This window comes from Microlunatus sagamiharensis, from assembly GCF_900105785.1.
Taxonomy (GTDB): domain Bacteria; phylum Actinomycetota; class Actinomycetes; order Propionibacteriales; family Propionibacteriaceae; genus Microlunatus; species Microlunatus sagamiharensis.
Map to the genome: position 1 here is coordinate 2,676,313 of NZ_LT629799.1, position 23,603 is coordinate 2,699,915.

Annotated in this window: 24 protein-coding genes; 17 read left to right on the forward strand and 7 right to left on the reverse strand. The window is 69.9% G+C overall.

What is annotated here, in order from left to right:
- Nucleotides 1-598: 598 nt before the first annotated feature.
- From BLU42_RS12170 to BLU42_RS12180, 3 genes are all read left to right on the forward strand, one after another.
- Nucleotides 599-1,279: a TetR family transcriptional regulator gene (locus BLU42_RS12170; RefSeq protein WP_091074724.1), complete on the forward strand. Its 681-nt coding sequence runs from the start codon at nt 599-601 to the stop codon at nt 1,277-1,279.
- A 171-nt stretch (nt 1,280-1,450) separates the two neighbouring features.
- Nucleotides 1,451-1,981, forward strand: a complete 531-nt coding sequence (locus BLU42_RS12175) for a VOC family protein (protein ID WP_231918123.1) — start codon at nt 1,451-1,453, stop codon at nt 1,979-1,981.
- Between the two features lie 59 nt (nt 1,982-2,040).
- Entirely contained in the window at nt 2,041-3,303 is a 1,263-nt protein-coding gene (locus BLU42_RS12180) for a winged helix DNA-binding domain-containing protein (protein WP_091074725.1), read from the forward strand.
- Between the two features lie 80 nt (nt 3,304-3,383).
- Here BLU42_RS12180 and BLU42_RS12185 read toward each other — a convergent pair whose 3' ends face one another.
- The gene (locus tag BLU42_RS12185) at nt 3,384-3,989 is read right to left on the reverse strand and encodes a TetR/AcrR family transcriptional regulator (RefSeq protein WP_157719956.1); all 606 of its coding nucleotides are present in this window, start codon (nt 3,987-3,989) and stop codon (nt 3,384-3,386) included.
- A gap of 161 nt (nt 3,990-4,150) precedes the next feature.
- Here BLU42_RS12185 and BLU42_RS12190 point away from each other — a divergent pair, with 161 nt between their 5' ends.
- From BLU42_RS12190 to BLU42_RS12200, 3 genes are all read left to right on the forward strand, one after another.
- Entirely contained in the window at nt 4,151-5,044 is an 894-nt protein-coding gene (locus BLU42_RS12190) for an SDR family oxidoreductase (protein ID WP_091074730.1), read from the forward strand.
- Nucleotides 5,045-5,255: 211 nt separating this feature from the next.
- Nucleotides 5,256-5,693 carry a VOC family protein gene (locus tag BLU42_RS12195; protein ID WP_091074732.1) on the forward strand — a complete coding sequence of 146 codons (438 nt, stop codon included), beginning with the start codon at nt 5,256-5,258 and terminating at the stop codon, nt 5,691-5,693.
- 137 nt (nt 5,694-5,830) lie between these two features.
- Nucleotides 5,831-6,679 (forward strand): alpha/beta fold hydrolase, encoded by an 849-nt coding sequence (locus tag BLU42_RS12200; protein ID WP_091074734.1) that lies wholly within the window; start codon nt 5,831-5,833, stop codon nt 6,677-6,679.
- A gap of 698 nt (nt 6,680-7,377) precedes the next feature.
- Here BLU42_RS12200 and BLU42_RS12205 read toward each other — a convergent pair.
- From BLU42_RS12205 to BLU42_RS12215, 3 genes are all read right to left on the reverse strand, one after another.
- Complete coding sequence (locus BLU42_RS12205; RefSeq protein WP_091074736.1) at nt 7,378-7,617, reverse strand: SMI1/KNR4 family protein; 240 nt, start codon at nt 7,615-7,617, stop codon at nt 7,378-7,380.
- Nucleotides 7,614-7,793 (reverse strand): SMI1/KNR4 family protein, encoded by a 180-nt coding sequence (locus BLU42_RS12210; protein ID WP_091074738.1) that lies wholly within the window; start codon nt 7,791-7,793, stop codon nt 7,614-7,616. The genes BLU42_RS12205 and BLU42_RS12210 overlap by 4 nt, the downstream gene beginning before the upstream one ends.
- A 160-nt stretch (nt 7,794-7,953) precedes the next feature.
- Nucleotides 7,954-8,925: a hypothetical protein gene (locus BLU42_RS12215; RefSeq protein WP_091074740.1), complete on the reverse strand. Its 972-nt coding sequence runs from the start codon at nt 8,923-8,925 to the stop codon at nt 7,954-7,956.
- Nucleotides 8,926-9,236: 311 nt separating this feature from the next.
- Here BLU42_RS12215 and BLU42_RS12220 point away from each other — a divergent pair, with 311 nt between their 5' ends.
- From BLU42_RS12220 to BLU42_RS12230, 3 genes are all read left to right on the forward strand, one after another.
- The gene (locus tag BLU42_RS12220) at nt 9,237-9,980 is read left to right on the forward strand and encodes a hypothetical protein (protein ID WP_091074742.1); all 744 of its coding nucleotides are present in this window, start codon (nt 9,237-9,239) and stop codon (nt 9,978-9,980) included.
- A 513-nt stretch (nt 9,981-10,493) separates the two neighbouring features.
- Nucleotides 10,494-10,895, forward strand: a complete 402-nt coding sequence (locus BLU42_RS12225) for a DUF4304 domain-containing protein (protein ID WP_091074744.1) — start codon at nt 10,494-10,496, stop codon at nt 10,893-10,895.
- Nucleotides 10,896-11,085: 190 nt separating this feature from the next.
- Entirely contained in the window at nt 11,086-11,520 is a 435-nt protein-coding gene (locus tag BLU42_RS12230; protein WP_157719957.1) for a DUF805 domain-containing protein, read from the forward strand.
- Between the two features lie 561 nt (nt 11,521-12,081).
- Here BLU42_RS12230 and BLU42_RS21770 read toward each other — a convergent pair.
- A complete protein-coding gene (locus tag BLU42_RS21770) occupies nt 12,082-12,564 on the reverse strand; it encodes an immunity protein Imm33 domain-containing protein (protein ID WP_456238001.1) in 483 nt (160 codons plus the stop codon).
- Between the two features lie 65 nt (nt 12,565-12,629).
- Between BLU42_RS21770 and BLU42_RS12240 the strand changes: the two genes are divergently transcribed.
- The 4 genes from BLU42_RS12240 (at nt 12,630) to BLU42_RS12255 (ending at nt 16,255) form a co-directional block, all read left to right on the forward strand.
- Nucleotides 12,630-13,364 carry an ATP-binding cassette domain-containing protein gene (locus BLU42_RS12240; protein WP_091074750.1) on the forward strand — a complete coding sequence of 245 codons (735 nt, stop codon included), beginning with the start codon at nt 12,630-12,632 and terminating at the stop codon, nt 13,362-13,364.
- 92 nt (nt 13,365-13,456) lie between these two features.
- On the forward strand, nt 13,457-14,869 hold the full coding sequence (locus tag BLU42_RS12245) for a hypothetical protein (protein WP_157719958.1): 1,413 nt from the start codon (nt 13,457-13,459) through the stop codon (nt 14,867-14,869).
- Between the two features lie 14 nt (nt 14,870-14,883).
- Nucleotides 14,884-15,636, forward strand: coding sequence for a hypothetical protein (locus BLU42_RS12250; protein WP_091074754.1), 753 nt, complete (start codon nt 14,884-14,886; stop codon nt 15,634-15,636).
- A 70-nt stretch (nt 15,637-15,706) separates the two neighbouring features.
- Complete coding sequence (locus BLU42_RS12255) at nt 15,707-16,255, forward strand: hypothetical protein (RefSeq protein WP_091074756.1); 549 nt, start codon at nt 15,707-15,709, stop codon at nt 16,253-16,255.
- 96 nt (nt 16,256-16,351) lie between these two features.
- Here the strand turns inward: BLU42_RS12255 and BLU42_RS12260 are convergent, their stop codons facing one another.
- Together BLU42_RS12260 and BLU42_RS12265 are read right to left on the reverse strand one after the other, a co-directional pair.
- Entirely contained in the window at nt 16,352-16,690 is a 339-nt protein-coding gene (locus BLU42_RS12260) for an Imm10 family immunity protein (RefSeq protein ID WP_091074758.1), read from the reverse strand.
- Nucleotides 16,691-16,854: 164 nt separating this feature from the next.
- Nucleotides 16,855-17,292 carry a hypothetical protein gene (locus tag BLU42_RS12265; RefSeq protein ID WP_091074760.1) on the reverse strand — a complete coding sequence of 146 codons (438 nt, stop codon included), beginning with the start codon at nt 17,290-17,292 and terminating at the stop codon, nt 16,855-16,857.
- A gap of 559 nt (nt 17,293-17,851) precedes the next feature.
- Here BLU42_RS12265 and BLU42_RS12270 point away from each other — a divergent pair.
- From BLU42_RS12270 to BLU42_RS12285, 4 genes are all read left to right on the forward strand, one after another.
- Nucleotides 17,852-19,189 carry an FAD-dependent oxidoreductase gene (locus tag BLU42_RS12270; RefSeq protein ID WP_157719959.1) on the forward strand — a complete coding sequence of 446 codons (1,338 nt, stop codon included), beginning with the start codon at nt 17,852-17,854 and terminating at the stop codon, nt 19,187-19,189.
- Between the two features lie 133 nt (nt 19,190-19,322).
- On the forward strand, nt 19,323-21,509 hold the full coding sequence (locus BLU42_RS12275; RefSeq protein WP_091074764.1) for a HelD family protein: 2,187 nt from the start codon (nt 19,323-19,325) through the stop codon (nt 21,507-21,509).
- A gap of 202 nt (nt 21,510-21,711) precedes the next feature.
- Nucleotides 21,712-23,172, forward strand: a complete 1,461-nt coding sequence (locus tag BLU42_RS12280; protein WP_091074766.1) for a SulP family inorganic anion transporter — start codon at nt 21,712-21,714, stop codon at nt 23,170-23,172.
- Nucleotides 23,159-23,590, forward strand: a complete 432-nt coding sequence (locus tag BLU42_RS12285; RefSeq protein ID WP_091074768.1) for a MerR family transcriptional regulator — start codon at nt 23,159-23,161, stop codon at nt 23,588-23,590. The genes BLU42_RS12280 and BLU42_RS12285 overlap by 14 nt, the downstream gene beginning before the upstream one ends.
- Nucleotides 23,591-23,603 lie beyond the last annotated feature (13 nt).

The window sequence follows — 23,603 nt, forward strand, 5'->3', positions numbered from 1 at the left end:
CTTCCGCATCAGAACGCCGAGCCCAGCGGATGAGCCGTAGGAGGACCCCCTCGCGAGAACGCTCGCCGGTATTGCCGCTGCGGTGAACGCGGCGCAACCAACGACCGAGTCGGTGCGAACTATCAGTGGCCGCGCCGATGTCGACTCCGTTGCGCTTCGACCCCCCAGCTGCAACGTGAATCTCGACCGCCGGTCCGTGATGGACGGCTTTGCCCCGAGCTGTTCGTCGCCACGACCGGGCAGCGGACTCGACGCCGCTACCCGGTCGTCCGACGTTCTCCTTCAGCCTTGCTTACAGCGTAAGTCTGGTCGGTGCTGCAGCGGGTATACCTGACACGGCGCCGGTAGTAACACCTTGGGGGGTCGACCTACCGGTCGCGACTGACTCCCTCGGGGGAACTCGGTTGCGAGGTCGGGAGGGGCGGTCACGAATGTTCCCCCCGGCCGCCCGCTCGACTCCCTAAGCGGGCCGTCCTTCGAGAACAACTGCGCTCGTTGACAAGCTTGTAGCAGCACGCGGAGGGGCGTCTTCCGATACTTGTCAGTACCGATATGCTGGAGTATTGTATGTGCCGTGAGTCAAGCACAGTCCACGGTTGTGAGCACAGCCGACCCCGGTGGGGCACCTGCCGTCAAGCAGGTCGGCCGGCCTCGCGACGGTTCCCGTGACGTCTTGATCTTGGAGGAGGCGTTGGCCGTCCTGGCCGAGGTCGGCTATGAGCGGTTGACGATTGATGCCGTCGCTGCGCGCACAGGAGCGGCTCGAGCGACGATCTACCGTCGGTGGCCGACGAAGGCCGAGCTCGTCCTCGACGCGGTGCGCCGGCTCAGCGAGGGAGACGTCGACCCTGCTGACCTCCCTGACACCGGGCGGCTCCGTGACGACCTGGTGGCGATCGTGTTGTCCCAGAGCGAAGACGAACTGCAGTACCGGATGAAGATCGTGGCCGGGGTCGCCTCCCTGGCGTTGACCGAGGACCGGCGCCTGGCGCAGGCGGCGACCGTGGCGAGCGTCGGCTCGTGGACCCGAGCGCTCGAGGTGCTGCTGCAGCGCGCGGTGGACCGCGGCGAGTACCCGAACGTCTCCCGCGACGTGGCCCCTGACGTCTCCGGTGAAGCTGGCATCTCCAGTGGAACGGCCGTCGACGTGGCGGCGCTGGCGCAGGTCGTCCCGCTAATGTGCCTGGCTCGTGCCGTCACCCAGCAGCCGATCAGCCGCGAGTTCAGCCTGCAGCTCATTGACGGGGTCCTCATCCCTGCCATGCGCGGCGCGGGCTGAGCGTCGCCGCCGGCCACGGCGGCCGGACGGCTCTGTCCCGGCCTTCGTCGTGCGAACGCCACACGCACAGTCGTAGAACAGCACCAAGAACGCACTGCCTCGGGGGAGCCGCCCGGCTCGGCCCGAGGTTCCCACTGGGCAGTGTTCGAACCATCGTCGACCTACAGCTCGTTGAGCAAGCAGGAGGAAGCCATGCCCATGACCGCTACCGCCCACCTCAATTTCCGCGGTGACGCCCGCTCAGCGCTGACGTTCTACCAGTCCGTCTTCGGCGGACAGGTGATGGCAGCGACGTACGGCCAGGTCGGGGTCCCGCAAGACTCGCCCGAGTCCGACCACGCCGTGTTCGTTCCGGTCGAGGCGTCCTCGCCGGACGCGGACCGTCTCGCCTTCGGGATGCTCGCCGCCGACAACGGTCTGCGTCTGGCCGCGTACGACGTCTTCGGCGCCCAGGGCGGCGGCCTTGCCGCCGCCGGGTTGGAGCACGGGTCGACCCGCGCCGGTGGCCTTACCCATACGGAGTCGTCGTTCCTGCTCGTGAACAGCAACACTCTCGAGGAAGCCCGCGCCCTGTGGGAGAGGCTGTCCTCGGGCGGCACGGTGATCCAGGCTCTGGCGCCGGCTGACTGGGCTCCCGTCTACGGCATGCTGACCGACCGGTTCGGCGTTACCTGGATCTTCGGCCTCGCACCCAGCGCCTGAGCCGACGCGTCGAGAAGGTGCACGAGGTCGACCGGAACGATCATGAGTCAGCACCTTCCGTGAGCGCGCATCACTCTGTCCGCACGGTTCCCGACGTCGAACGCAGGGCCCGCCTCGCCGTCCGGCACCGGCTCGCGTCGGCACCAGCGACGACGAGCGGCCCCGGAGGACCCGCCGAGTCGGTGACCTCGTCGGGTGCCGTCGCGGCCAGCGCACGGGCGGTGGTGGGCCTGCATGCGACCGAGCCGGTGAGTGTGTACCTCTCGGCCTGGGCTCGAAGTGGCGCCACCCAGGCCGACGTCGACGACGCGCTCTACCGCGAACGAAGCGTCGTCAAGCAGCTGGCGATGCGGCGCACCCTGTTCGCCTTTCCTGTCGACCTGCTGCCCGCCGTGCGGGGCAGTGCCGCCGCCCGCGTCGCCGCCCAGCAGCACGGATTGCTCGCCCGCAGCGTCGTGACCGCCGGCCTCGCCACCGACGGCGACGCCTGGGTCGAACGGGCCTGCGACCTGGCCCTCGAGCGGCTCGCCCAGGAGCCCGCCACCACCAATCAGCTCCGCAACCAGCTACCCATGCTGGCCGTTCGCCTGCCACGACCCGAGAACCCGACCAGCCCGCCGGCGCCGGTCGCGGCGCGGGTCCTCACCGTCCTGGCTGCGTCGGGGCGCGTCGTGCGCGGGAACAACCAGGGCAGCTGGACGACCTCGAAGCCTGTCTGGACGCTCGTCGACGACTGGGTGCCCGGCCCGGCCGGCTCGGCGGAGCCGTGGGGTGCCGCCGAGGGCTACGCCGAGCTCGTGCGCCGGTGGCTGTGGGCCTACGGGCCCGGTACCGAGGCCGACATCGTCTGGTGGCTCGGCGCGACGAAGTCCGCGGTTCGTCAGGCCCTGGCCGACACCCGTGCTGTGGCTGTCTCCCTCGAGGACGGCGCGCCCGCCTGGCTGCACCCCGACGACGTCGACCCCGTCGCCGCACCCGCTCCGTGGGCGGCGTTGCTGCCGGCGCTCGACCCCGCCACGATGGGCTGGCGTGGCCGCACCTTCCACATCGACCCCAGAACCGCCAAAGCCGTCTACGACCGGGCCGGCAACGGTCTGCCCACCGCCTGGTGGAACGGCCGCACCGTCGGCGGCTGGACCCAACAAGCAGACGGCCGCGTCACCGTGGTCCCTCACGTCGACCTGCCCCGGACCGCGATCATCGCCCTCGACCACCAGGCCGACGAGCTCACCCAGCGCCTCGACGGCCAGGTCCTCCGCACCACCTTCCACCGACCCCAGCAGGAAGGGGACCGACCCGTGACAGCGGAACGGGTGCCGTAGAGGACCCCTCCAAGGACCCGCCAGCAGGCTGGGCAGGGCGGCCGCCGCGGAGGGCTGGCGGGGAGTGCTGAGACGTTGGATCATCCTTGGTCGGCGAGCTTGTCGACGATCAGGCGCACCTGGTCGGCGGAGCGGCGACGGAACTCTGGGGTGCGGGGATCGAGCCCGGTGAGGCGTTTGGTCTCGGCGGGGAACAAGGTCCCGGCAACCGTCATGGCCTGGAGGAACAGCAGGACGAACGCCGGGTCGAGGGACGGGGCGAGCTCACCGTCTTGCTGCCGGCGTCGCAGCTCGGCGACCTCGGGGACATCAGGATCGAACTCGACGCCGTCCGGGTCCTGGTCGAGGGTGTCGCGCAGGAAGAGCCGCTCGAGCTCGGGATGGTCGCCGAACACCCGCACGTAGCGGCCCGCAAGCTCCCCGAGAGATGTGTCGGTAGCGTCGAGCTCGGCCACCAGAGCTTGGCGACGCTCCACGACGGCGTCGTACAGCCCGCGCTTACCGCCGAAGTAGTAGGCGATCAGCTGCTTGTTCACCCCGGCCTTCGCGGCGATCGCCTCGACCCTGGCGCCCGCGAAGCCGTGCTCGGCGAACTGCGCCTGCGCCGCCTCGAGCAGGGCCTTGCGGCTCCGGTCGGCATCGCGGACCCGCTCGTGCGCTCGAGGTTGACGTCGTGGCTCCTGCACGATCTCAACAATACGTCCCACTCTGTCACCCGTTTGGTTGATTATTGCTGTCGGACCTCGCATCCTGGATCCACCAGCAACGCGCTCCCGTCGAGCACGACCAACCCCCCTCCTCGCGTGTCCTCTACCGGCAGCGCGACCCACCCGTGAAAGGGCAATCCATGGACACCGACTCGAAGACGCTCGTCACTGGCGCGACCGGAGACATCGGCGGCACCCTGGTCCGGCTGCTGAAGGACTCCGGGCACCCGTTCCGGGTGATGTGCCGTCGCCCTGACCAGGTCGAGGCCTTCGCCGCCGACGGCGTCGAAGCGGTGCACGGCGACTTCGCCGACCCCGCGAGCGTCCGTCAGGCGCTCGAGGGCTGCGACCAGCTATTCCTGCTTCCCCCGTTCACCGCGCAGATGGTCGAGCAGACGAGGGCGGCGATCGACGCCGCCCGCGAGGCGGACGTCGGTCATGTCGTGAAGATCTCCGCCGCCGACGCCAACCCCGACTCGCCGGTGCCGTGGGCCGCCGACCACGGACGGGTCGACACCTACCTGCGCGCGTCCGGGCTTTCCTGGACCCTGCTGAGGCCCAGCTGCTTCTTCAACCTGCTCGCGGTGATGGCCCCGGCGATCCGGCGCGGGCTGCTACCCGGGATGAGCGGGCACGGAGCGACCACCTTCATCGACAGCCCCGACATCGCGGCCGCCGCCGCCCGAGTCCTGACCGACCCGTCCACCCAGGGCGGTCTCGGCGACCAAGGACGGGACTACCTGCTCACCGGCACCCAGCCCCTCTCGCTGCCCCAGTCCGCCGAGATCCTCACCGCCGAGCTCGGCCACCGGGTGCGGTACCTGCCCGTGCCCGCTCCGCTGGTCTACCTCGCAGCCCGCGCCAAAGGTGTCCCCGTCCGTGAAGCCCGCGGCATCGTCAACCAGTTCGCCGTGGTCGTACGCCGCGGCCTCGACAACGTCCGCGTGCACTCCACCGACCTCGAGCACCTGATCGGCCGCCCTCCCACCGACATGAGCACCTACGTCCGCACCCACCGCACCGAGCTGACCTGACCTGACCATCAAAGACCCGCCCCGATGAGGTCAACCGCATCTGAGTCGCAGGGCCGCACCGGTCCGCGGCGAGCAGCGAGCAGCGAGCAGCGAGCAGCGAGCAACCCTTCCTTGACCGAGCATCGCCACCGGTGAGGCGTGCCAGGGCGGCCTGCCAGAGCCTCTCGCGGTGCCGTGAGAACCACACGACCCGACACGACTGGAGAACCTGATGCACCTCAACCACATCAACCTCTGCGCCAGCAACGTCCCCGCCCTGGCCAGCACGCTCGTCAACCACTTCAACTACCGACTCGCCGACTCCGGCGCCATCCCCCGACCCAACGATGACGAGGACTCCCACTTCGCCCTCGTCATCGGCGCCGACGGCTCCGAGCTCGTCATCACCCAGATCACCGCCCCACCAGCCGACCAGTCGGCCTACCCCCAAGGGTTCCACTTCGGCCTCATCCAGCCGTCCCGCGAAGCCGTCTACGCCAAGCACGACGAACTCACCACAGCAGGCCTAACCCCGGGAAAGATCAACGACGGCTTCCAGGTCTGGGGCGCCACCTGGACCGCGTTTTACTGCCCGCTCGGCGACGGCCTCGAGATCGAGATCAACTACCGCACCACCTCCGACTTCCTCGACACTCGAGCCTCGACCTGAAAAACTGTCCCGCACGGGCGAAACCCAATTCAGCATCAAAGCCTGGACCAGGTAAGACCGCAACGAGCGGTTCGTCAGCGTCCGGTACGTGTCGCAGCGCTCCCGGCTCTGACCTCCGACCAGACAAGGAGACGACGATGATCGCCACGGAGCAGGTGACCTCCGCCGACGGCACGCCCATCGGCTACCTCCGCCAAGGACAGGGGCCGGGACTGGTACTGGTGCAAGGCGCCATGGCCGACGTGTCCGCCTACCGCGACCTCGCCGCGGAGCTCGCCACGAGCTTCACCGTCTATTCGGCCGAGCGGCGCGGCCGCGGGCTCTCCCCGCACCCATACAGCCAGCGCCACGACCTCGCGCGCGACGTCGACGACCTCGACGCGATCCTGCACGCCACCGAAGCCGGACTCGTCTTCGGCCTGAGCTCAGGAGCCGTGATCACCCTCGAAGCGGCCCGCACCCTCGACCGCGTGAGAGCCATCGCGGTCTACGAACCCCCGTTCTACCCGAGCGGCATCGACCGCGACGGGATCCGCCGTCTCAGCAGGGACATCGAGTCCGGCGACGCCCCTGCTGCCCTGCTCGAGGCGCTGCGCACCGCAGGCACCGCTCCCGCCGTCTTCCGACTCCTACCCCACTCGATCGGACGGACGCTCACCGCGGCGGCGCTCGCCGTCGACGACCGCCGCAACCATGAAGGGGAGTCGCTGCGACAGCTGCTACCGAGCGTGCGCTACGACTTCCACGACGTCGCCCAGGTCGACGGCCGCCTCGAGACGTACGGCGAGATCAACAAGCCGGCGCTCCTCATCAGCGGCACGAAAAGCCCAACTTTCCTTCGTCAAGCCATCCGGACGCTCCACCACACCATCCCAGACTCCATCCACGTCGAGCTCGAAGGCCTCGGCCACGACGGACCCTGGAACAACGGCTCACCAACCGCGGTCGCGTCAGCCATCCGTCGACACCTGGCCGAGCCGAGATGACCTTCAAGGTTGACCGTAAGACGTCCGCCCTGCGGGCGCTCGCTGTCGCCATAAGCCGACCGTCGTACGACTAGTCGGTACGGGGCCTCGGGGTGAAGGACTGGCAGGAATGCTGGGCGAGATGATGGCGGCGTGACGATGGCTGAGCGTCCCGACGAAGCCGCAATCGAGGAGTATCACGGGGCTTTCGCAATTCGGTGCCATGAGGGCACACTCGCGGCCGACGCCCCGCGAGCCGCTGGCGACCTTGTCTGGCTCTTCGAGGATCCGACCCAGTCCAACTTCCTAGTCGTTCAACACCGGAGGCCAGGGTGGGCCCTTCGCGGTCGCGATGAAGCTCCACGATGACGCCACATCGCGACCGGAGGCTGAGTGGGAGGAGGTGGCCGAGGTGTCTTTTCGCTGTACCGGGCCCCTCATCGCGTCCAGCCTCACTGACCCAGCACCTGAGGCATGGCTCGACTGCAAGCCGGGGTCGTATCGCCTCCGAGTTAGTGCACGCGGTCGGGACGAGGGCCGTCGGCGGGACCGTGAGTGCGACTGGGTCGACTACCCCGTCGGGGCTTACCTGGTTGAGGCGTGGCCTGAGTAACCAGCGGCAAGAGGGCGTAATGGGGCACCAGGGCGCGGATGCGCTGGGCGTCCCTAATGACCGCAAGCCGACCCTCCTACGAGAACGACTAGTTCCGCCCTGTCTGTCAGGTGACGACTCCTCCGCCCACAGTCCACGTGGTCCAGAAGTCGGCGAGGCTGGCGGCGACGGCGCGCGCCTCGCCGTCGATCGGGTACCAGGCCAGCACTGTGGGGGTTCCGTCTCGGCGAAGGCAGAACGAAGTCCCGGCGCCGTCGGTGCCGAATGCGACGAGGCCCGCTGCCGACAGCTCGGTGCACCACGCCGATGGTGCCATTTCGACCAGCTCCTCGAGGGACCAGATCACCTGTAGCTGCGCGTCGTCGTCGCGCAGCCCATCCGTGCGAGGTAGAGGTCGCGTAGAGCGGTCGGTAGCGGCCACCCGAGCGCGGCTTCGGCCCGCTCGATGTCTTCTGCGTCGATGCCGGGACTGCGGGTGACGCCGGGCGTCGGGGCCAACTCGTCCCAGGGCTTCGATTGCACGGCTTCATCATCTGCGGGTACAAGCGGAGAACCCTTATGGCCACGCGGCAGGCCTCAACTGTTGCCGTCCGCGTGCCCTAACCCGACCCTTGTGCGGAGCACGCTACCCACCGCTGTGTCTGCGCTCACGTAGCACCGTGGAGACGGCGGCTGGTCTAGTTCAAGGGAACAGGACGATCAGGAAGGCGAGCAAGGCGACGAAGGCCAGGAAGAAGATTCCGAGCCCGAGGGCCCCTGGCCTGCGCTGACGTTCCGTGCCAATCCGCCCATCGAGCAGAGTGAGGGCAGGCGGGCTGTAGTGCAGAACCGTGCGGTCACCGGGCGAGACCGTGATCGTCGTCGACGCGCGGCCGTGGTCAGTCAGGTACTCGATCCAGACGCTGACTCGGATGGCGCCAGCGGGCACAAGGTATCGGTTAGCCCCCCACTCCGAGGGCACGAGTTGGCCGTTGACCCGGACCATGGTTGAACTGGCGTTCGTCCCGCCGCCCCAGGGCTTGCGGATCTGTAGTTCCAGGACCGCACGGTCGGAGCTCGCGAGGCCGCGTAGGGGTTCGTCCTCGACGAGCCGGTGGACCCCGTGCGTCGGAGGTGAAGGCAGGTCGACGTGGCTGCGGAGGTCGTGCAGATGCCGCGTCCACGTACGGTCGCGCCGCAGAAGCAGACCCGCCAGCCCGGCCAGCAGGGCTGATTCTCCCCACCACCATGGCGACGACACAGCGCCGGCCACCGCGCACCCGGCCGCCAAGCCCGCGAAGACGAGTCCGGTGGCCTGCTTGCTGGTGCCACGGGCCGCTGCCCACTGCTCGGCCAGTCGGCGCGCTTCGACTCTCACAACCGGGTCCGCCGGCAGCGGCCCGGACCGGGCCGCCACCATCACCTGGTCGCGCTGAGCGCCCGTCAGAGCCGACGGCAGCAGGTCCTTGGTCCGTCTACGCGCCTTTCGTGTTGCGAGCGTGGTCATGATGCCGACGCCGACACCTGCCCCGACCCCGCCGTACCCGCCGTGCACGTACTCGGCGAAGCGTGTTTCAGCCAGAGCTTGAAACAGGAAGTAGGCGAACGCCACCATGAGGACGGTCGTCACCAGCGTCGGCAGGACGACGGACCTGAAGGTTCCTTCTCCCGTCACGGCGCCATGTTGGACGATTCGGGGGCTGCACGTGCCGAAACGGGAGGACTCGCCCGTTCTCGTTTCGCCTCCCTCACAAGCAGCCTCCGCGCAGGACACCGCAAGCACGCACGCTGGCGGTCGTTGAGCGCCGCAGCAACGTGTGCCCGTAAGCCGTCCGTCCTACGGGCGCGAACATCGCCGTTAGCCGACCGTCTTGCGAGTCGGAACCCGGCCAACCCTTGAGAGCGATGAGGCCCTCGAACGTACTTGCGCCGAGGACGACAACGGAGGAGTCGGCACGGCCGACGCGGACCCCCCGATACTGAGTCATGGACGACGGCCAGGTTGCGCGGTTCCGCGGCCAGTTGGCCTTCCTGCTCGTCTTGACACTGCTCGTCATCACGGGGCTCTTCGTGGGCGACCACGCACTACGTCAGCGGCAAGACCAGAACCGAGAAGAGCGCAGCTCGACCTCGCCTCCCAGCAGCACGCCGCTCATCCCCTTAAGACGTTCGTCGGTGGTAGCGGCCTCCATCGACCGGGGCGCTCTCAGCCGCAAGCAGGCAGTCACTGCGGCGCAGAACTGCCTTCGTGGAGCCGACAGGACGACCCGCCCGACGACGATCCACCTCGCGCGTCGAACTACCACGCATCGTGTCGTCATCTTCACCGCGGAAGACCACATCGCTTACGTCTGCGCAGGGAACGACCTGAAGCTCTACGACGGGCCCAACCCGCCCTACATCGACGACGAACACCGCCGCGAGCCGGCGGACCGGCTCTACGGCTTCACCATCTCCGCCAGCACCTCCACCTCGGGCAACGTCACAGCTGTCACCAGTGCGGCCTACCGCACTGAGCCCGAAGTCGCCACCATCCAGCTCCGGCTCACACGAGGAGCTCAGACCGGTCCCTGGTACCCGGCTGCCCTGCACGACGGGTACGCGTTCGCTGAAGCTCGCCTCGACTTCGAGCTCGGCTCAGGCGACCCGGCTCCCTTGGACCTCGATGTCGAAGACCGCGCACTCGACCAGAATGGCCAGCCCCTCTCCATCCTCCGGGTCCGCGGCTGAATCGGCCTCACGCTCAAGAAGCAGCGAGTTCTCCTTTACCGCGCTAGAGATGCCCTGTCCGGAAGCCGACCGTCTTACGGACACGACCCGGCCGGGCCCATACAGACCTAGCGATGTGGGCCCACCCGGAGGATTCTGAGGGCATGAGTCGCCTGACGATGCGCCGTCAGCTCTACGCCGCTCGCGCTCGATGGGGCAGCTTGGCACTTGTACAGCGGTGGCGAGCACGACCACCGCGACCGGCGAGTCAGAAGCGTCAGGCCCGATATCGGGACCTCTGGACGGACTAGGTCGGCTGTCACCGCAAGGCGACCGTTGTGCGGAGCTCGAACCGACGGGCTTGCGGAGCACGGAGATCGCCCTCGTGCGCCGCCCAAGTGGGATGCTCTGATCGTGCCCGAGGGTCCGCAAGAGGAAGAGGCTGTTCGCGACTTCGCTCGATGGAAGCACCGGCCACGTGCAGCAGCGCCAGCGGAGCCCGCCGAGAGTCCGCAGGTCGCCTACGCCGAACTCATGAAGACAGCGTTCGCACCATTTTTGCGGGAGCGCGGCTTTCGCGGGTCCTCAGGTCGATTTGAACTACCTTCGGACACCCACTGGGCACAGCTCGGTTTCCAGAAGTCGGCCTACAGCGACCGTGCCGAGCTTCGGTTCACGATCAACCTCTCCGTCATCTCCCGGAACGAGTGGGCACAGCAACTTCAAGCAAACCCCCACCTGGGCGCTCGTCCGACACCAACCATCTCCTACGGCTCATGGGCAGACCAGACGAGAATTGGCATGCTGATCCCCCCACCGGGGGACAAGTGGTGGCGCATCATCGGCGGCTCCAACGTCACCCCCGTTCGTGACGACGTGCTGACCGATCTCGACGCCTACGCGATCCCTTGGATAGTGGCTCAGGCTGCTAGTTGAGAACCTGCGCAGCAGGAGGGTCACCGCAGGTGTCGCTCAGCCATCCATCTCGACGCGTAGAAACTCACTTCCCGAACCGGCAGAGTTCCTGTGTCGTGCCGTAGGCCGTCGTTCTACGGGCGCTGGTCGTGCCGCAAGCCGACCGTCCCCCGAGACGGCAGAGACCAACGAGTCGCTACCCTCCCCTGTCGTGATCAACGAGCCATTCCCTGTTGTAACCGATCCGATCCGGCTTCCGCTGTACGGCGCGAGCCCCGCGCAGGCGTTTCGACGGTTCTGGCGCAAGTACGTCACGTTCTCCGGCCGCGCGAGCCGCAGCGAGTACTGGTGGTGGGTCCTGATCGCCTTCGCCGTCAGCGTGGTGTTCCAGCTCATCGGCGTCGCCCAGACCGGCAGCTTCGCCCTGGGAGAGCGACGCACCGACGACGTCGGCGACATCCTCTCCTCGCTGTGGGGCCTCGCCGTCGCCATCCCGACCCTCGCCCTCAGCTGGCGCCGCCTGCACGACACCAACCGCAGCGGCCTGTGGATCCTGATCGGATTGCTACCCGTGATCGGATGGATCATCCTGCTGGTCTTCTACCTCTCCAGGCCCAAACCAGAAGGCGCCCGCTTCGACCGCTGAACCTCACAAGTCGAGCGGCGACGCCTCGGTGGGCCTCCTCGAAGATCGCGCAGCGCGAGCAAACCTGGAAGGCGTCAGAGCCGGTCGATCCCGAAGCCAGCCCGTCGTCGAATATCGACCGTCGAGCGCAGCTCGCAAGCCGACCCTTTTGCAGGAGGCCGTACAGAGCGACCGCTGCTCGTCATGGCCGACTCTTCGGCGCCGGCTTGCGGGCCTCCCTTACCTTCGAGGTGTGCCCAGTCCTGCGGCCCGACGGCCGTACCACCTGACGGACGCGTTCCCGGGCTACGCGTTGGTCTGTCTAGTCGCCGCCCTGGTTTGGCTGCTTACCGATCACTCGTTCGTAGTTGGCGCGCTCCTCTTGGCTATCGCCGTTGGATGGTTCGTGGCTTGGCGTGCAACCCGGGGTCGCAGAAGGCGGAGTACGAGTTCTTAGCTCGGTTGGGCTCGCCGACGGCCCTGGCCGAGGTAGTCAGGAGTCATCCCCCGGTGCCGCGAGCCCTCCGTCCTGGGGGCGCCCTCGTCGCCGTTAGCCGACCGTCTTGCGGCACACCCGACGGCTCAATCGATCTCCAGCAACATCTCGTCGAACCAGACATCCTCGTAGTCAGGCGCCACTAGGAAGCGCCAGCCCGGCGGTAGCGCCAGGTATGGCATCGCCGCGGGGCACCAGTCGCTGAGGTGCTCGTGGTGAAGAGGCCGGAAGAAGTCCGGATCCTCCGAGAATTGTTCGCCGGCCCACAGGTACCAACCGCTGGTCCCATTCTCAGGGCGGTGCCTCAACCCGTTCAGCGGCAACAGAGCGGTCCTGATGTTGCTAGCGACACCCACGGTCTCGGAGGGAGTAAGTGCTAGAGGTAGGACGGCGAACCGCTGTGCAACTTGGAGCTGCTCCGTGGTCGGTAACACCCGTGTAGGAAAGCACGCGGATCCCGAACCCGGGCCGGGGGCTAGGACCGGACTGCGCACCGTAAGTTGGACGTCCTGCAAGCGCCCGCAAGACGACGGTCTAGCGAGAGCGCGGGCCGACGCTGTGGCTCGCACGGGTGAGCTGCGCTCCCGGCGGTGGAGCTCGGACGTTGCTACTGACGCGGGGCGCCGAAGGTGTGATGATCCGATTCGTGAAAGATTCCTTCGTGGTGGCGACGGACGGGTTGACGAAGCGATTCGCGTCCGGTGGTGGGGTCGACGGTCTCGACCTTCGAGTCCGGCCGGGGCGGGTGTACGCCTTGCTGGGTCCGAATGGTGCGGGGAAGTCGACCACGCTGAAGCTGCTGCTCGGGCTCCTGGTTCCCGACGCCGGACGGGTCTTGATGTGGGGGCGGCCGTGGCAGCGCGGGGTGCTGGCGCGGGCGGGGGCGAGCATCGACGGGCCGGCGCTGTATCCGCACCTGTCGGCGGTACGGAACCTCGAGGTGCATGCCCGGCTGCTGTCGCTGCCTCCCGGACGCATACGTCGGGTGTTGGAGGAGGTGGGCCTGACGGGGACGGGTCGGCAGCGGGTCCGGACGTTCAGTACCGGGATGCGGGGCCGGCTCGCGCTCGCGGTCGCGCTGTTGGGCGACCCGGAGCTGTTGGTCCTCGATGAGCCGCAGAACGGTCTCGACCCCGAGGGTGTGGTGGCGCTGCGCGCGCTGATCCGCAGCTTCGCAGCAGCGGGCCGGACGGTGATCGTGAGCAGTCACCTGCTCGGCGAGGTGGTGCAGCTGGCCGACGACGTCGGTGTCCTGGTCGACGGGCGGCTGCGCTACCAGGGTGAGCTGGCCGCGCTGGCGCCGGACGGGGACCTCGAGCGCGCCTACTTCACCTTGACCACTCCTGCCGCGCAGGGGCGGGTCGCGTGAGCACGACGACTAGACCGCGGTCGCCGCTGGTGGGGGTGCCGGCGGCGGTCGGGGCGGAGCGGCGCCGTTGGCCGGGCAGTGCGGCGGCAAGGTTGCCGCTGCTCGGGCTGGTCGCGGCGGGGCTGCAGGGGCTGCTGTACCTGGCTGGGTCGACGCGGCACGGGTGGGCGGCGTTGACGGCGTGGCAGATCTTGTGGGTGTCGTTCCTGGGACCGGTCGGCATCGGTCTGCTCGCCGGATTGCTCGGGCGTCGCGAGACCACGGCTCGTGGCGGTGGGGCGTGGTGGCGTCCGGTGACCGGTCGGCGGGCGCACCTCGCGGGCTTCGTCGTCCTTGCCGGGTATGCACTGGTGATGCAGCTGGCGGTGCTTCTGGCCGCTGTGCCGTTCGGGTGGGTCGGCGATTTGAGCTTCCCTGGGCCGGTCGGGCATCTGCTGCTGGTCGCCGCCGCGCTGTGGGTCTCAACCCTCGCGCTGCTCGCTGTCGCTCATCAGGTCGCGCTGCGGGCCGGCCTGCTCGCCGCGACAGGTTTTGGGCTGGTGTGGGCGCTCGCGGGGACGTTCACCGCGGAGACGTCTGGGTGGTGGTGGCAGCCGTGGGCTTGGACCGTGCGTGCGATGCTGCCGTTGACCGGGACGCACGCGAACGGTGTCCCGCTGGAACCCGGTAGCCCGCTCGTCGGCGCCAGCATCTGGCCGGCTCTGCTGGCCACCGCCCTGCTCGCCGCTGGTGTCACCGCGATCGGGAGCCGACCCTGGCGGCGCGCTCGCCTGCTGCGCCGCTCAGCGGCTGGCCACGCTGCACACGCGACTGCTGCACGTCCGGTCCGGCTGCCCCGCCGGTGGCGGGTGACTGGTCCGGTCGCCGCGTTGGTCGTCGGTCTGCGGGGGACCTCGATCGCGCCGCTGCTGCTGGTTGCTGCGGGGACGGTGCCGCTCGGGTTGTGGTTGTGGGCCGACCCGACCACGACGACGCAGCTGGTCGCGCTGCTGCTGATGCCGGTCGGTACGACGCTGCTGCCCGTGCTGACCTGGCAGGCCGTCGCCCCGGCCTGGCGAGCACTCGGCGCCAGACCCCTCCCACCCGCTGCTCTGAGCGCGCGGCTCGCCCTGGTGAACGCGGGCGCAGTCGTGGTGTTCGGCGCCTGGTGCGGCCTGCTGCTCGGCGCCGCGGGCCTGGGGTGGTCCGATGCCGCCGAGCTCACGGCGCTGCTCGCCGTGACCGGGACGGCGCTGACGTGGTGGCACCTGTGGCTCGCGGTCCGCTGGCACATCGCGGTCGCGCTCGCCGCCGGCGCGGTCGGGACGTTGCTCGCGCTGGTGGTCGGCGGCACCGGGCTGGCGACCCAGTTGTGGATCGTGGTGCCCTGGGCGTGGGCCGAGACCGGCACGGCCAGCCCCGCCCGGCTGGTCGTCTGTCTGGGACTCAGCGTCGGGGCGAGCGCGCTCCTGTTCCTCGCCTGCCGACCCGCCGGCATCCGGGCAGCGGCAGCGACTGCACCGTGAGCAGGTCTCTGCGGGTGCTGCTCACCCCCGGTGACATGGGCCCCGGTGAATGGTCTGACGTGGCCCACGTACTAACAAGCCGTGGCCATCAGGTCCTCCTCGACACCGACCTGAGCTACGACCGCGGCATCTTGTCCGCGGCCGGCACCCAGCTGCAGCGCCTCCACGACTCGACCTTCTGGGCCCTCCGCGGCGTCCAGCACGTCGACGTCGCCGTCGGGATCGGCATGGGTGCCGGTCCGGCCGCGGCTATGGCCGCCGAAGGGCGAGCGCGATCAGCGGTCCTCATCGATCCAGACCTCACCGCCTTCGCCACGACGCACCCCGACAATCTCGACCAGCTCGCCCCCGACGCCAAGCTCGAACTCGCCGCCGAGATCGGTACTCGCCTCGAGCCCTATGCCGACAACCTCACGTACGGCCCCCTCACCCGAGAGATGGTCGACATCCTCTGCGGCGTCTTCACCGCAGACATGTGGCGCCAACGCCAGGCGGATCTGGTCGCGCACTTCCTCACAAGCCGCGTCGCCACCGATCGATCACTGCGACCAACCCCAGCCAACCTCCAGGCCTCTGACTGGACAGCCGCCGCTGCCACCGCACCCGTGCGCATCTGGCTGACAGCCGGCAACGAGTCCATCGACACCGCCCTCCGAGACGCCGGTCTGAACGTCACCCTCACCGCCTGGGGTCCAGCGCCATGGATCCAAAGCCCCGACGAACTCTCAAGCGCAATCGAGACCACAACAGACCCCACGATCCCCTGACAACCTCATCGCAAGCCGACCGTCTATCGAAAGACCCGCACGGCGACCTCTCGCCCGGCAGGATGTCCATGTGGACATCGGCAGCAGCAGCGCCGCTTTCGGTGCGTGGGGCCGAGTCAGGGTCACGCGCAGTGCTGCGTATCGCGACCTCATCAGGCCGTATCAGCTCTACGCCGATGGACACCGAGTCGGAGAGGTGCGAGCCCGTCAGTCCGTTGACATCCCGCTTCCCGTAGGAAGACGCTCGCTGGAGGCGCGGATCGACTGGTGTCGCAGCAAGGTCGTTCAGGTGGATGTCCTCGAGCAGGAGTGCGTGGATCTGACGGTCGGCACGGGAAACTTCCTCGCGATCGTTCCTCCCGCACGTGGCTACATCCGGCTGAGGAGAGGCACTCCCTCCTCGGAGCTGGCGCCGGCTATCGTGCGCCTCCTCATCGGTGCGGTCCTGCTTGTCGCTGCCGTAGCCGGCTTGCTCCACGGTTGGTCTGGAGACGCTCTGACTGGCGCGCGGGGCCTTCCGCTCCTGTTGATGGTGGTCGTCGGCGCCCTTGGCGCCGTGACGGTCGTCGACGGGATCATCAGACTGCTGACCGTGCGCTTCGGGCAGTCGGGCGCGTAGGCGCTAGCGAGATCGCAGGCCGGCCGAGGGATAGGCCCTCAGTCGCCGTTAGGCGACGGTCTTGCGAGACCTGCCTCTAGCTTGAGGGTGCCGTCGTCAGGTCAGAATCTCCCGCAGTCGCTGCCGAACAAGTGCGAGCCCCTCGGAGTCCAGGTCGTAGACCACGGTCAGGGGCAGTTCGAGGGTTGCTGCCGCATCTGCTGTCAGCGTCAGCGTCAACCGCGCTCCGCTCAAGTCGAAGGTTTCGACCCCGCCATAGACGACTGCTGCACCGTTGCGCACCAGGCAGCAGACGTCGTCCTTCGGCGCCTGATCGCCGGCCGGTCCCCGATATGCGCGTTGCAACTCCAACGTCTCACTCAAGCCCACGTCGTTCAGCACCAGCACTCGAACGCCGAGCTCGGGGTCATCGATCCAGCCAGCGCGAAACGCCATGGCTGCCTCCAGTCCGCTCGTGTGTCAGTGGGGACAACATCTTCAGCATCTCAGCGGAGTGCAGGAGCGGGTCGCCCTGGCAGTTCGCAAGCCGACTGTCCTGCAGGTAGCCGCAGCGCCGGAAGACGACCGTCGTGTGAGACGCCGGGGTAGTGAGAAAGCCTTCAGCTCTCGACCACCAACCAGGGCGGTGTCGCCTCGTAGTCCGAAGTCTCGGGCAGCAGTAGGACGGGCGTTTTGGTGACGCTGCTCAAGATCTGCATCAGGGCGACGATGTCCTCGACGTCCTGCGCCTCGCGCACATCGCGAGGGTTGCCCTGGAGATCAATACAGCTCAGATCCCAGAGACAACTCGTCCACGTCTGCCGGCCAACCTTGATCGCAACCGAGAAGCTGCCGTCAAAGACAGGGACCCAGTTTGAGTGCAGCGCGGACCAGTCGGACGCCAGGTCTCGTCCCTTCACAGGCAGGCCTTGCTGCGAAGCCGTCGCGAGGAACTGTAGCCAATGGGCGGGTTCAACCGGCCGGCAAACGACCTCGATCAGTGCCCCGTCGCTGCTAGCGACCACCCTCAAGAGCCTCTGGGACTCGGACGGATCCATCCCACAATGGTGACATCGACGCCTGCAACGCCCTTCCCGCAAGCCGTCCGCCCTATGCAACCAGGGAACGAACTGGCTAGCGGGCCGTAAGGACGCAGAACTTGCACCTTGTGCGAGCCGACCGCCTGCGTTGACCGCAAGCCGTCCGTTCTGCGGTGACGCGCCTGCTCGCCCGCTACCTGCTCGGTTCAGGCTCGGCACGATTCCCGTAAGACCCGCCCGAGAAAAAGCCCGGTGAAGGGGGCTCATACGGAGAAGGTTGACCACGCTCTATCGGCGTCTCACGGTGCTAGAACTGTTCCGATTGCGCCACGTCACCTGAGCCGTTGCAGCCATGTGGAGGGACGGGAGCGGACAAGGAGACTCCTGGCTGCACGAGTCCGACGCTGCACCAGTCCGACTCGGACAGAGATGCGGGCAGCGCGAAACCGATCCCCCTCGGAGCGCCGGGATTCCACCCGTTCGGCGCCCTCCTCCTTCCACTCCCCCCACCAAGTCGGATGGCCGTCGCGCGACCATCAGCAAACGCGTCGAGAGGGACACGGCCTACCCTCGCCCCGTGCCGACCTCGACCGGATCCCTCGTCGCCGTGGTCGGGGGCGGCCTGGCCGGGATGGCCGCGGCCGCCCGCCTGGCCAAGATGGGCCACCGCGTCCGGCTGCACGAGGCGACGGACCGGCTCGGCGGGGCGTGGGCGCCGTACGCGCTGGCGGGCCCCGACGCCGGGCCGGCGCCCGTGCTGGTCGACGACGCCCCGGCCGTGCTGACCTTCCCCGCGCCGTGGCGCGACCTGTTCCGCAAGAGCGGGCGGCCGCTCGAGGCCGAGCTGGCCCGCGCCGGGTACGCGCTCGCGCCGGCCCCGCCCACCGTGGTCCACCACGATGACGGCAGCAGCCTCGCCCTGCCCAGCGACCGCGGCGAGCAGCAGGAGGTGCTGCTCCGCGCGTACGGGCCAGCGGCGGCCGCCCGCTGGCAGCACCTCCTCGACTCCCTCGACGACGTCTGGCAGGCGCTGCGCCCGCTCGGGCTGGAGGAGCCCTGGGAGCCCGGTTCGCTGAACCGCGACCTCGCCCGCCGCCTGCGGTCGCGCCGGAGCCTCGCCGACCTCGCCGACGACCTCGGCGACCCGCACCTGCGCGCGCTGGTGCGCGCGACCGCGTACCGGCTGGGCACCACACCGGAGCAGGCCCCCGCGCTCGCCGCGGTCGGCCTGCTCGTGGAGCGGACGTTCGGCCGCTGGCAGGTCGTCGCCGAGCGGGGCCGCCCGCTCGACACGGGCCGCACCTCCGTGTTGGTCGAGACCCTGGCCGCGCGGCTCGGGCTGCGGAAGGTCGAGGTGCGGCTGGGCTCCCGCGTCGAGGGGGTCGAGACCGCCGACCGAGCGGTGACGGGCGTCCGGACGTCCGACGCCGGGACCGAGCCGGCCGACGCCGTCGTCCTCGCCGTCGACCCCTGGACGGCTGCGTCCCTGGCCCCCGCGCCGACCGCGCGGTCGTTGCGCCGGTCGCTGCGCCGGGCGTCCCCGGCCCGGCTCCCCCGGGCCGAGCACGTGCTCCTCGAGGAGGGCGGGTCCGGCGACTCCCCGGCCCCCGGGCAGCCCGTGGCCGAGCACCTCCACCTCGACGCCGACGGGCGGCCGCTGGTGGTGACGCTCCGGCGACTCGGTGACCGGCTGGTCCGGACCACCGTGGACCACCGGGCGGACCACCTCGAGGACCGGCCCGGGGCGGGGCTCGTGACCGACGGCTTCCGCGGCTGGCGCCGACGGCCAGGCACCGCCACGCCCACCCCCGGCCTGGCCCTCGCCGGAGCCGCCTCCCCCAGCGGCCCGAGCCCCTGGGCGGTGGCGCAGAGCGGGGCTCTCGCGGCGTACGCCGTGGCCGGGCGGCGCGACTAGCCGCAGTCCGGGGACCCCTCGGGAGGGGGTTCTCCACCCCTCGGCCGGACCTCGGTCTCGGCCGGGTCGGGCCCGCCGACGCCGCCGTATAGTGGGCCGTCCGTTTTGCCCCTGCCGTACCCCCACCGGATGGATGACCCTGTTGGTGACCGAGGCGCGCCCCGACCCGCTCGCGAGCGAGATCGCTGTCGAGCAGGCGCACGTCGACCTCGTCTACGCCCGGCTCGGCGAGGCGACCCGCTCGGCCCAGCAGGTCGCGACCGCCGGCCGTTCGCTGCACAGCTCCGACCGTGAGTCCTACGTGCGCGAGGAGGACGGCACCCGCCTCTACGAGCGCGACGTCTTCGCCTTCCAGTCGGCCAAGCGGCTCGCCGTCCTCGACGCCGAGCACGAGGGCCTCGTCTTCGGCCGCCTCGACCGCACCGACGGCGAGGTCCGCTACGTCGGCCGCATCGGTGTGCGCGACGAGGACTACGAACCGCTGGTGATCGACTGGCGCGCCCCGGCCGCCGAGCCCTTCTACCGCGCCACGCCGACCCAGCCGATGCAGGTGGTCCGTCGCCGGGTGCTGCGCTGCCAGGGGCCGACGGTCGTCGGCATCGAGGACGACCTGCTCGACTCCGAGAACGCCGACGGCGGCCTCGTGGTGATCGGCGAGGGTGCGCTGATGGCCGCGCTCTCCCGGGCCCGCGGGCACCAGATGCGCGACATCGTCGCCACGATCCAGGCCGAGCAGGACGAGGCCATCCGCGCGCCCTACCAGGGCTTCACGCTGATCTCGGGCGGCCCCGGGACCGGCAAGACGGTCGTCGGGCTGCACCGCGCGGCCTATCTCCTCTACTCCAACCGCCGGCGCTTCGAGTCCGGCGGCGTGCTGGTCGTCGGCCCGAGCCGCGTCTTCCTCAACTACATCGAGCGCGTGCTGCCGAGCCTCGGCGAGGAGTCGGTCACGCTGCGCTCGATGGGCTCGGTCCCCTCCGACGTGCTGGCCGTGACCGGCGAGCGCGTCGACGACGCCCCGACCGCCGCGGTGAAGGGCAGCCTGCGGATGCTGCCGGTGCTCAAGCGCCTGGTGCTCGAGCCGCTCGCCGACCAGCCGCTGGAGCTGCGCGTCGTCGTGCAGGGCCAGGTGCTCGTGCTGCGGTCGGGCCAGCTGGCGGGCATCCGCCGTGACGTGCTGTCGCACCACAAGCTCAACGCCGGCCGGGAGGCCGCGGAGAAGGCGCTGCTCAACGCGCTCTGGCGCTCGCGGCCGCGCGAGGTCGACATGGAGCGCGACGAGTTCGACGACGTGGTCACCAGCCTCGCGTCCTTCACGACGTTCGGCCACGCCTGGTGGCCCAGCGTGAGCGCGACCTCGGCGCTGCGCCGGCTCTCCGACCCGGCGCTCGCCGCACGGCTGTCGGAGGGTTCGCTGGAGCGCGCCGAGGCCGAGCTGCTCAGCGCCGGCACGGCCGACCTGGACCGGCTCGGTCCGACCGTCGCCGACGCCGCCCTCCTCGACGAGCTCGTGCACCTGCTCGGCCCGGTGCCCGCGCCGCCGGAGGAGAACGAGACCTCGCTCTTCCTCGACGCCGACTCCGAGTACGCCGAGATCGTCACGACCGCCGACCGGCTCAGCGTGCAGCGCGAGGTCGACCCCTTCGACCTCCCGCACCGCACCTACGCCCACGTGCTGATCGACGAGGCGCAGGACGTCACGCCGATGCAGTGGCGGATGCTGCGGCGCCGCGGCGCGAGCGCCAGCTGGACCATCGTCGGCGACGGCGCGCAGAGCTCCTGGCCCGACGCCGCCGAGGCCGACCGCGCCCTGCGCGAGATCATCGGCACCGCGCCGGTCCGGCGCTTCCGGATGAGCACCAACTACCGCAGCCCCGCCGAGGTCTTCGACCTCGCCTCGCGCGTCGTCGTCGAGGCCTACCCGGAGGCCGACCTGCCCACGGCGGTGCGGTCCACCGGGGTCGAGCCGCTGCTGGCGGTCGCGCAGGACCTGCGCCGCGACGTGGTCGAGCAGGTGCGCGCCCTGCTCGGGCAGGTCGACGGCACGGTCGGCGTCGTCTGCCCGCCGTCGCGCCGGGACACCGTGCTGGCCGACCTGGAGGGCGCCGCGCTCGACGGGGCGGACCGGATCGCCGTCGTGACCTCGCTGGAGTCCAAGGGCCTGGAGTACGACGGCGTCCTCGTCGTCACGCCGGACGACGTGGTGGCCGAGTCCCCCGGCGGCGTGCGCTCGCTCTACGTGTCGCTGACCCGCCCGACGCAGCGCCTCGTCACCCTCGACGAGGGCCGCCCCGGACGGTGGCGCCCGGCAGGAGCCTGAGCCCGAGGTCATCCCTACCCTCACGTGAGGGTAGAGTTCCGTCCTGCTGCCGCACCGCGCAGCCGGGCGCGCCGAGCCGCGTCCGCCCGGGCCGCGCACCGCCGCGCGGCACGAGCCCCCGCGCTCCAGCGAACCCGAACGGAACCCCGTGGCGACGTCTGCCCCTGCCCACCCAGCACCCGCGCTGCACCGTGCCCCGACCGTGCGCGAGACGCTCCGCTCGCCGCGGCGGCTGCGCACCGAGGTCCTTGCGGGCCTCGTGGTCGCGCTCGCCCTGATCCCCGAGGCGATCTCCTTCTCGATCATCGCCGGCGTCGACCCCCGGGTCGGCCTCTTCGCCTCGTTCACGATGGCGGTGACGATCTCGATCGTCGGTGGCCGCCCGGCCATGATCTCCGCGGCCACCGGCGCCGTCGCCCTCGTGATCGCCCCGCTGGTGCGCGAGCACGGCATCGACTACCTCGTCGTCACCGTGCTGCTCGCCGGCGCCCTGCAGGTCGTGCTCGGCCTGCTCGGCGTGGCCAGGCTGATGCGCTTCGTGCCACGCAGCGTGATGGTCGGCTTCGTCAACGCGCTCGCGATCCTGATCTTCACCTCGCAGCTGCCCTACCTGATCGGTGTCCCGTGGCTGGTCTACCCGCTGGTCGCCGTGGCGATCGCGGTGATCGTGCTGCTGCCGCGCGTGACGACCGTGGTGCCCGCCCCGCTCGTAGCCATCGTCCTGGTCACCGTCGCGACCGTGGTGCTCGCGCTGCGCGTGCCCAGGGTCGGCGACCAGGGTGCACTGCCCGACAGCCTCCCCTCGCTCTTCGTCCCGCACGTCCCGCTCACGCTGGAGACGCTGCGGATCGTCGCGCCGTACGCGCTCGGGGTCGCCCTGGTCGGCATCCTCGAGTCGCTGATGACGGCCAAGCTCGTCGACGAGGTCACCGACACCTCCTCGAACAAGACCCGCGAGACCTGGGGCCAGGGCGTGGCCAACCTCGTCACCGGCGCCTTCGGCGGCATGGGCGGCTGCGCCATGATCGGCCAGACCATGATCAACACCAAGGTGTCCGGCGCCCGGACCCGCATCTCCACCTTCCTCGCCGGCACCTTCCTGCTGATCCTCGTCGTGGTCCTCGGCGACGTCGTCGCGGTCATCCCGATGGCCGCGCTGGTCGCGGTCATGATCATGGTGTCGGTCGGCACCTTCGACTGGCACAGCATCCGGCCCTCGACGCTGCGCCGGATGCCGCTCAGCGCCACCGCGATCATGGTCGCGACCGTCGTCGTCACCGTCGCCACGCACAACCTCGCGTACGGGGTGCTCGTCGGCGTCGTGGTCGCCATGGTCTTCTTCGCCCGCCGCGTCGCGCACTTCACCGAGGTCGTCGACGTCGCCCACCCGGACCCCGACACCCGCGTCTACGCCGTGCGGGGCGCGCTGTTCTTCGCCTCGAGCAACGACCTGGTGACGCAGTTCGACTACAGCGGCGACCCCCAGCACGTGGTCATCGACCTCAGCGACTCCCAGATCTACGACTCCTCCACCGTGGCCGCGCTCGACTCGATCGAGCTCAAGTACCGCCAGCGCGGCAAGGACGTGGAGATCGTCGGGCTCAACGAGCCGAGCCGGGCCTGGCACACCCGCCTCACGGGGCAGCTCGGTGCCGGGCACTAGCGCGGCGGCGCCCGGGGGTCGGGAGGAGAGCGCCCACCACCTCCAGATCGGCGCCGTCGCCGAGCGCACCGGCCTGTCGATCCGGACGCTGCGGCACTACGACGAGGTGGGGCTGGTCACGCCGTCGGCCCGCACCGGCGGCGGCTTCCGGCTCTACACCGACTCCGACGTCGAACGGCTCACGACCATCCGGCGGATGAAGCCGCTCGGCTTCACCCTGGAGGAGATGAGCACGCTGCTGGCGTCCCTGGACGCCCTCGACGAGCCCACGACCGGGCCCGACGCGCGCCGGGAGGCGGAGTCGTTCGTCGCCGACTGCCACGCGCGGGCCGAGGAGAGCTGCCAGACCCTGCGGCGCCAGCTCGCGTACGCCGAGGAGTTCCGCGACCTGCTGGCCCTGCGGGAGCCGACCGGCTGAGCCTTGGTCCCGC

Coding starts and splice junctions, on each gene's coding strand:
- BLU42_RS12190 (WP_091074730.1), top strand. CDS start 4,151: ATGGACACCGACTCGAAGACGCTCGTCACTGGCGCGACCGGAGACATC.
- BLU42_RS12195 (WP_091074732.1), top strand. CDS start 5,256: ATGCACCTCAACCACATCAACCTCTGCGCCAGCAACGTCCCCGCCCTG.
- BLU42_RS12200 (WP_091074734.1), top strand. CDS start 5,831: ATGATCGCCACGGAGCAGGTGACCTCCGCCGACGGCACGCCCATCGGC.
- BLU42_RS12220 (WP_091074742.1), top strand. CDS start 9,237: ATGGACGACGGCCAGGTTGCGCGGTTCCGCGGCCAGTTGGCCTTCCTG.
- BLU42_RS12225 (WP_091074744.1), top strand. CDS start 10,494: ATGAAGACAGCGTTCGCACCATTTTTGCGGGAGCGCGGCTTTCGCGGG.
- BLU42_RS12240 (WP_091074750.1), top strand. CDS start 12,630: ATGATCCGATTCGTGAAAGATTCCTTCGTGGTGGCGACGGACGGGTTG.
- BLU42_RS12260 (WP_091074758.1), bottom strand. CDS start 16,690: ATGGCGTTTCGCGCTGGCTGGATCGATGACCCCGAGCTCGGCGTTCGA.
- BLU42_RS12265 (WP_091074760.1), bottom strand. CDS start 17,292: ATGGATCCGTCCGAGTCCCAGAGGCTCTTGAGGGTGGTCGCTAGCAGC.
- BLU42_RS12275 (WP_091074764.1), top strand. CDS start 19,323: ATGACCCTGTTGGTGACCGAGGCGCGCCCCGACCCGCTCGCGAGCGAG.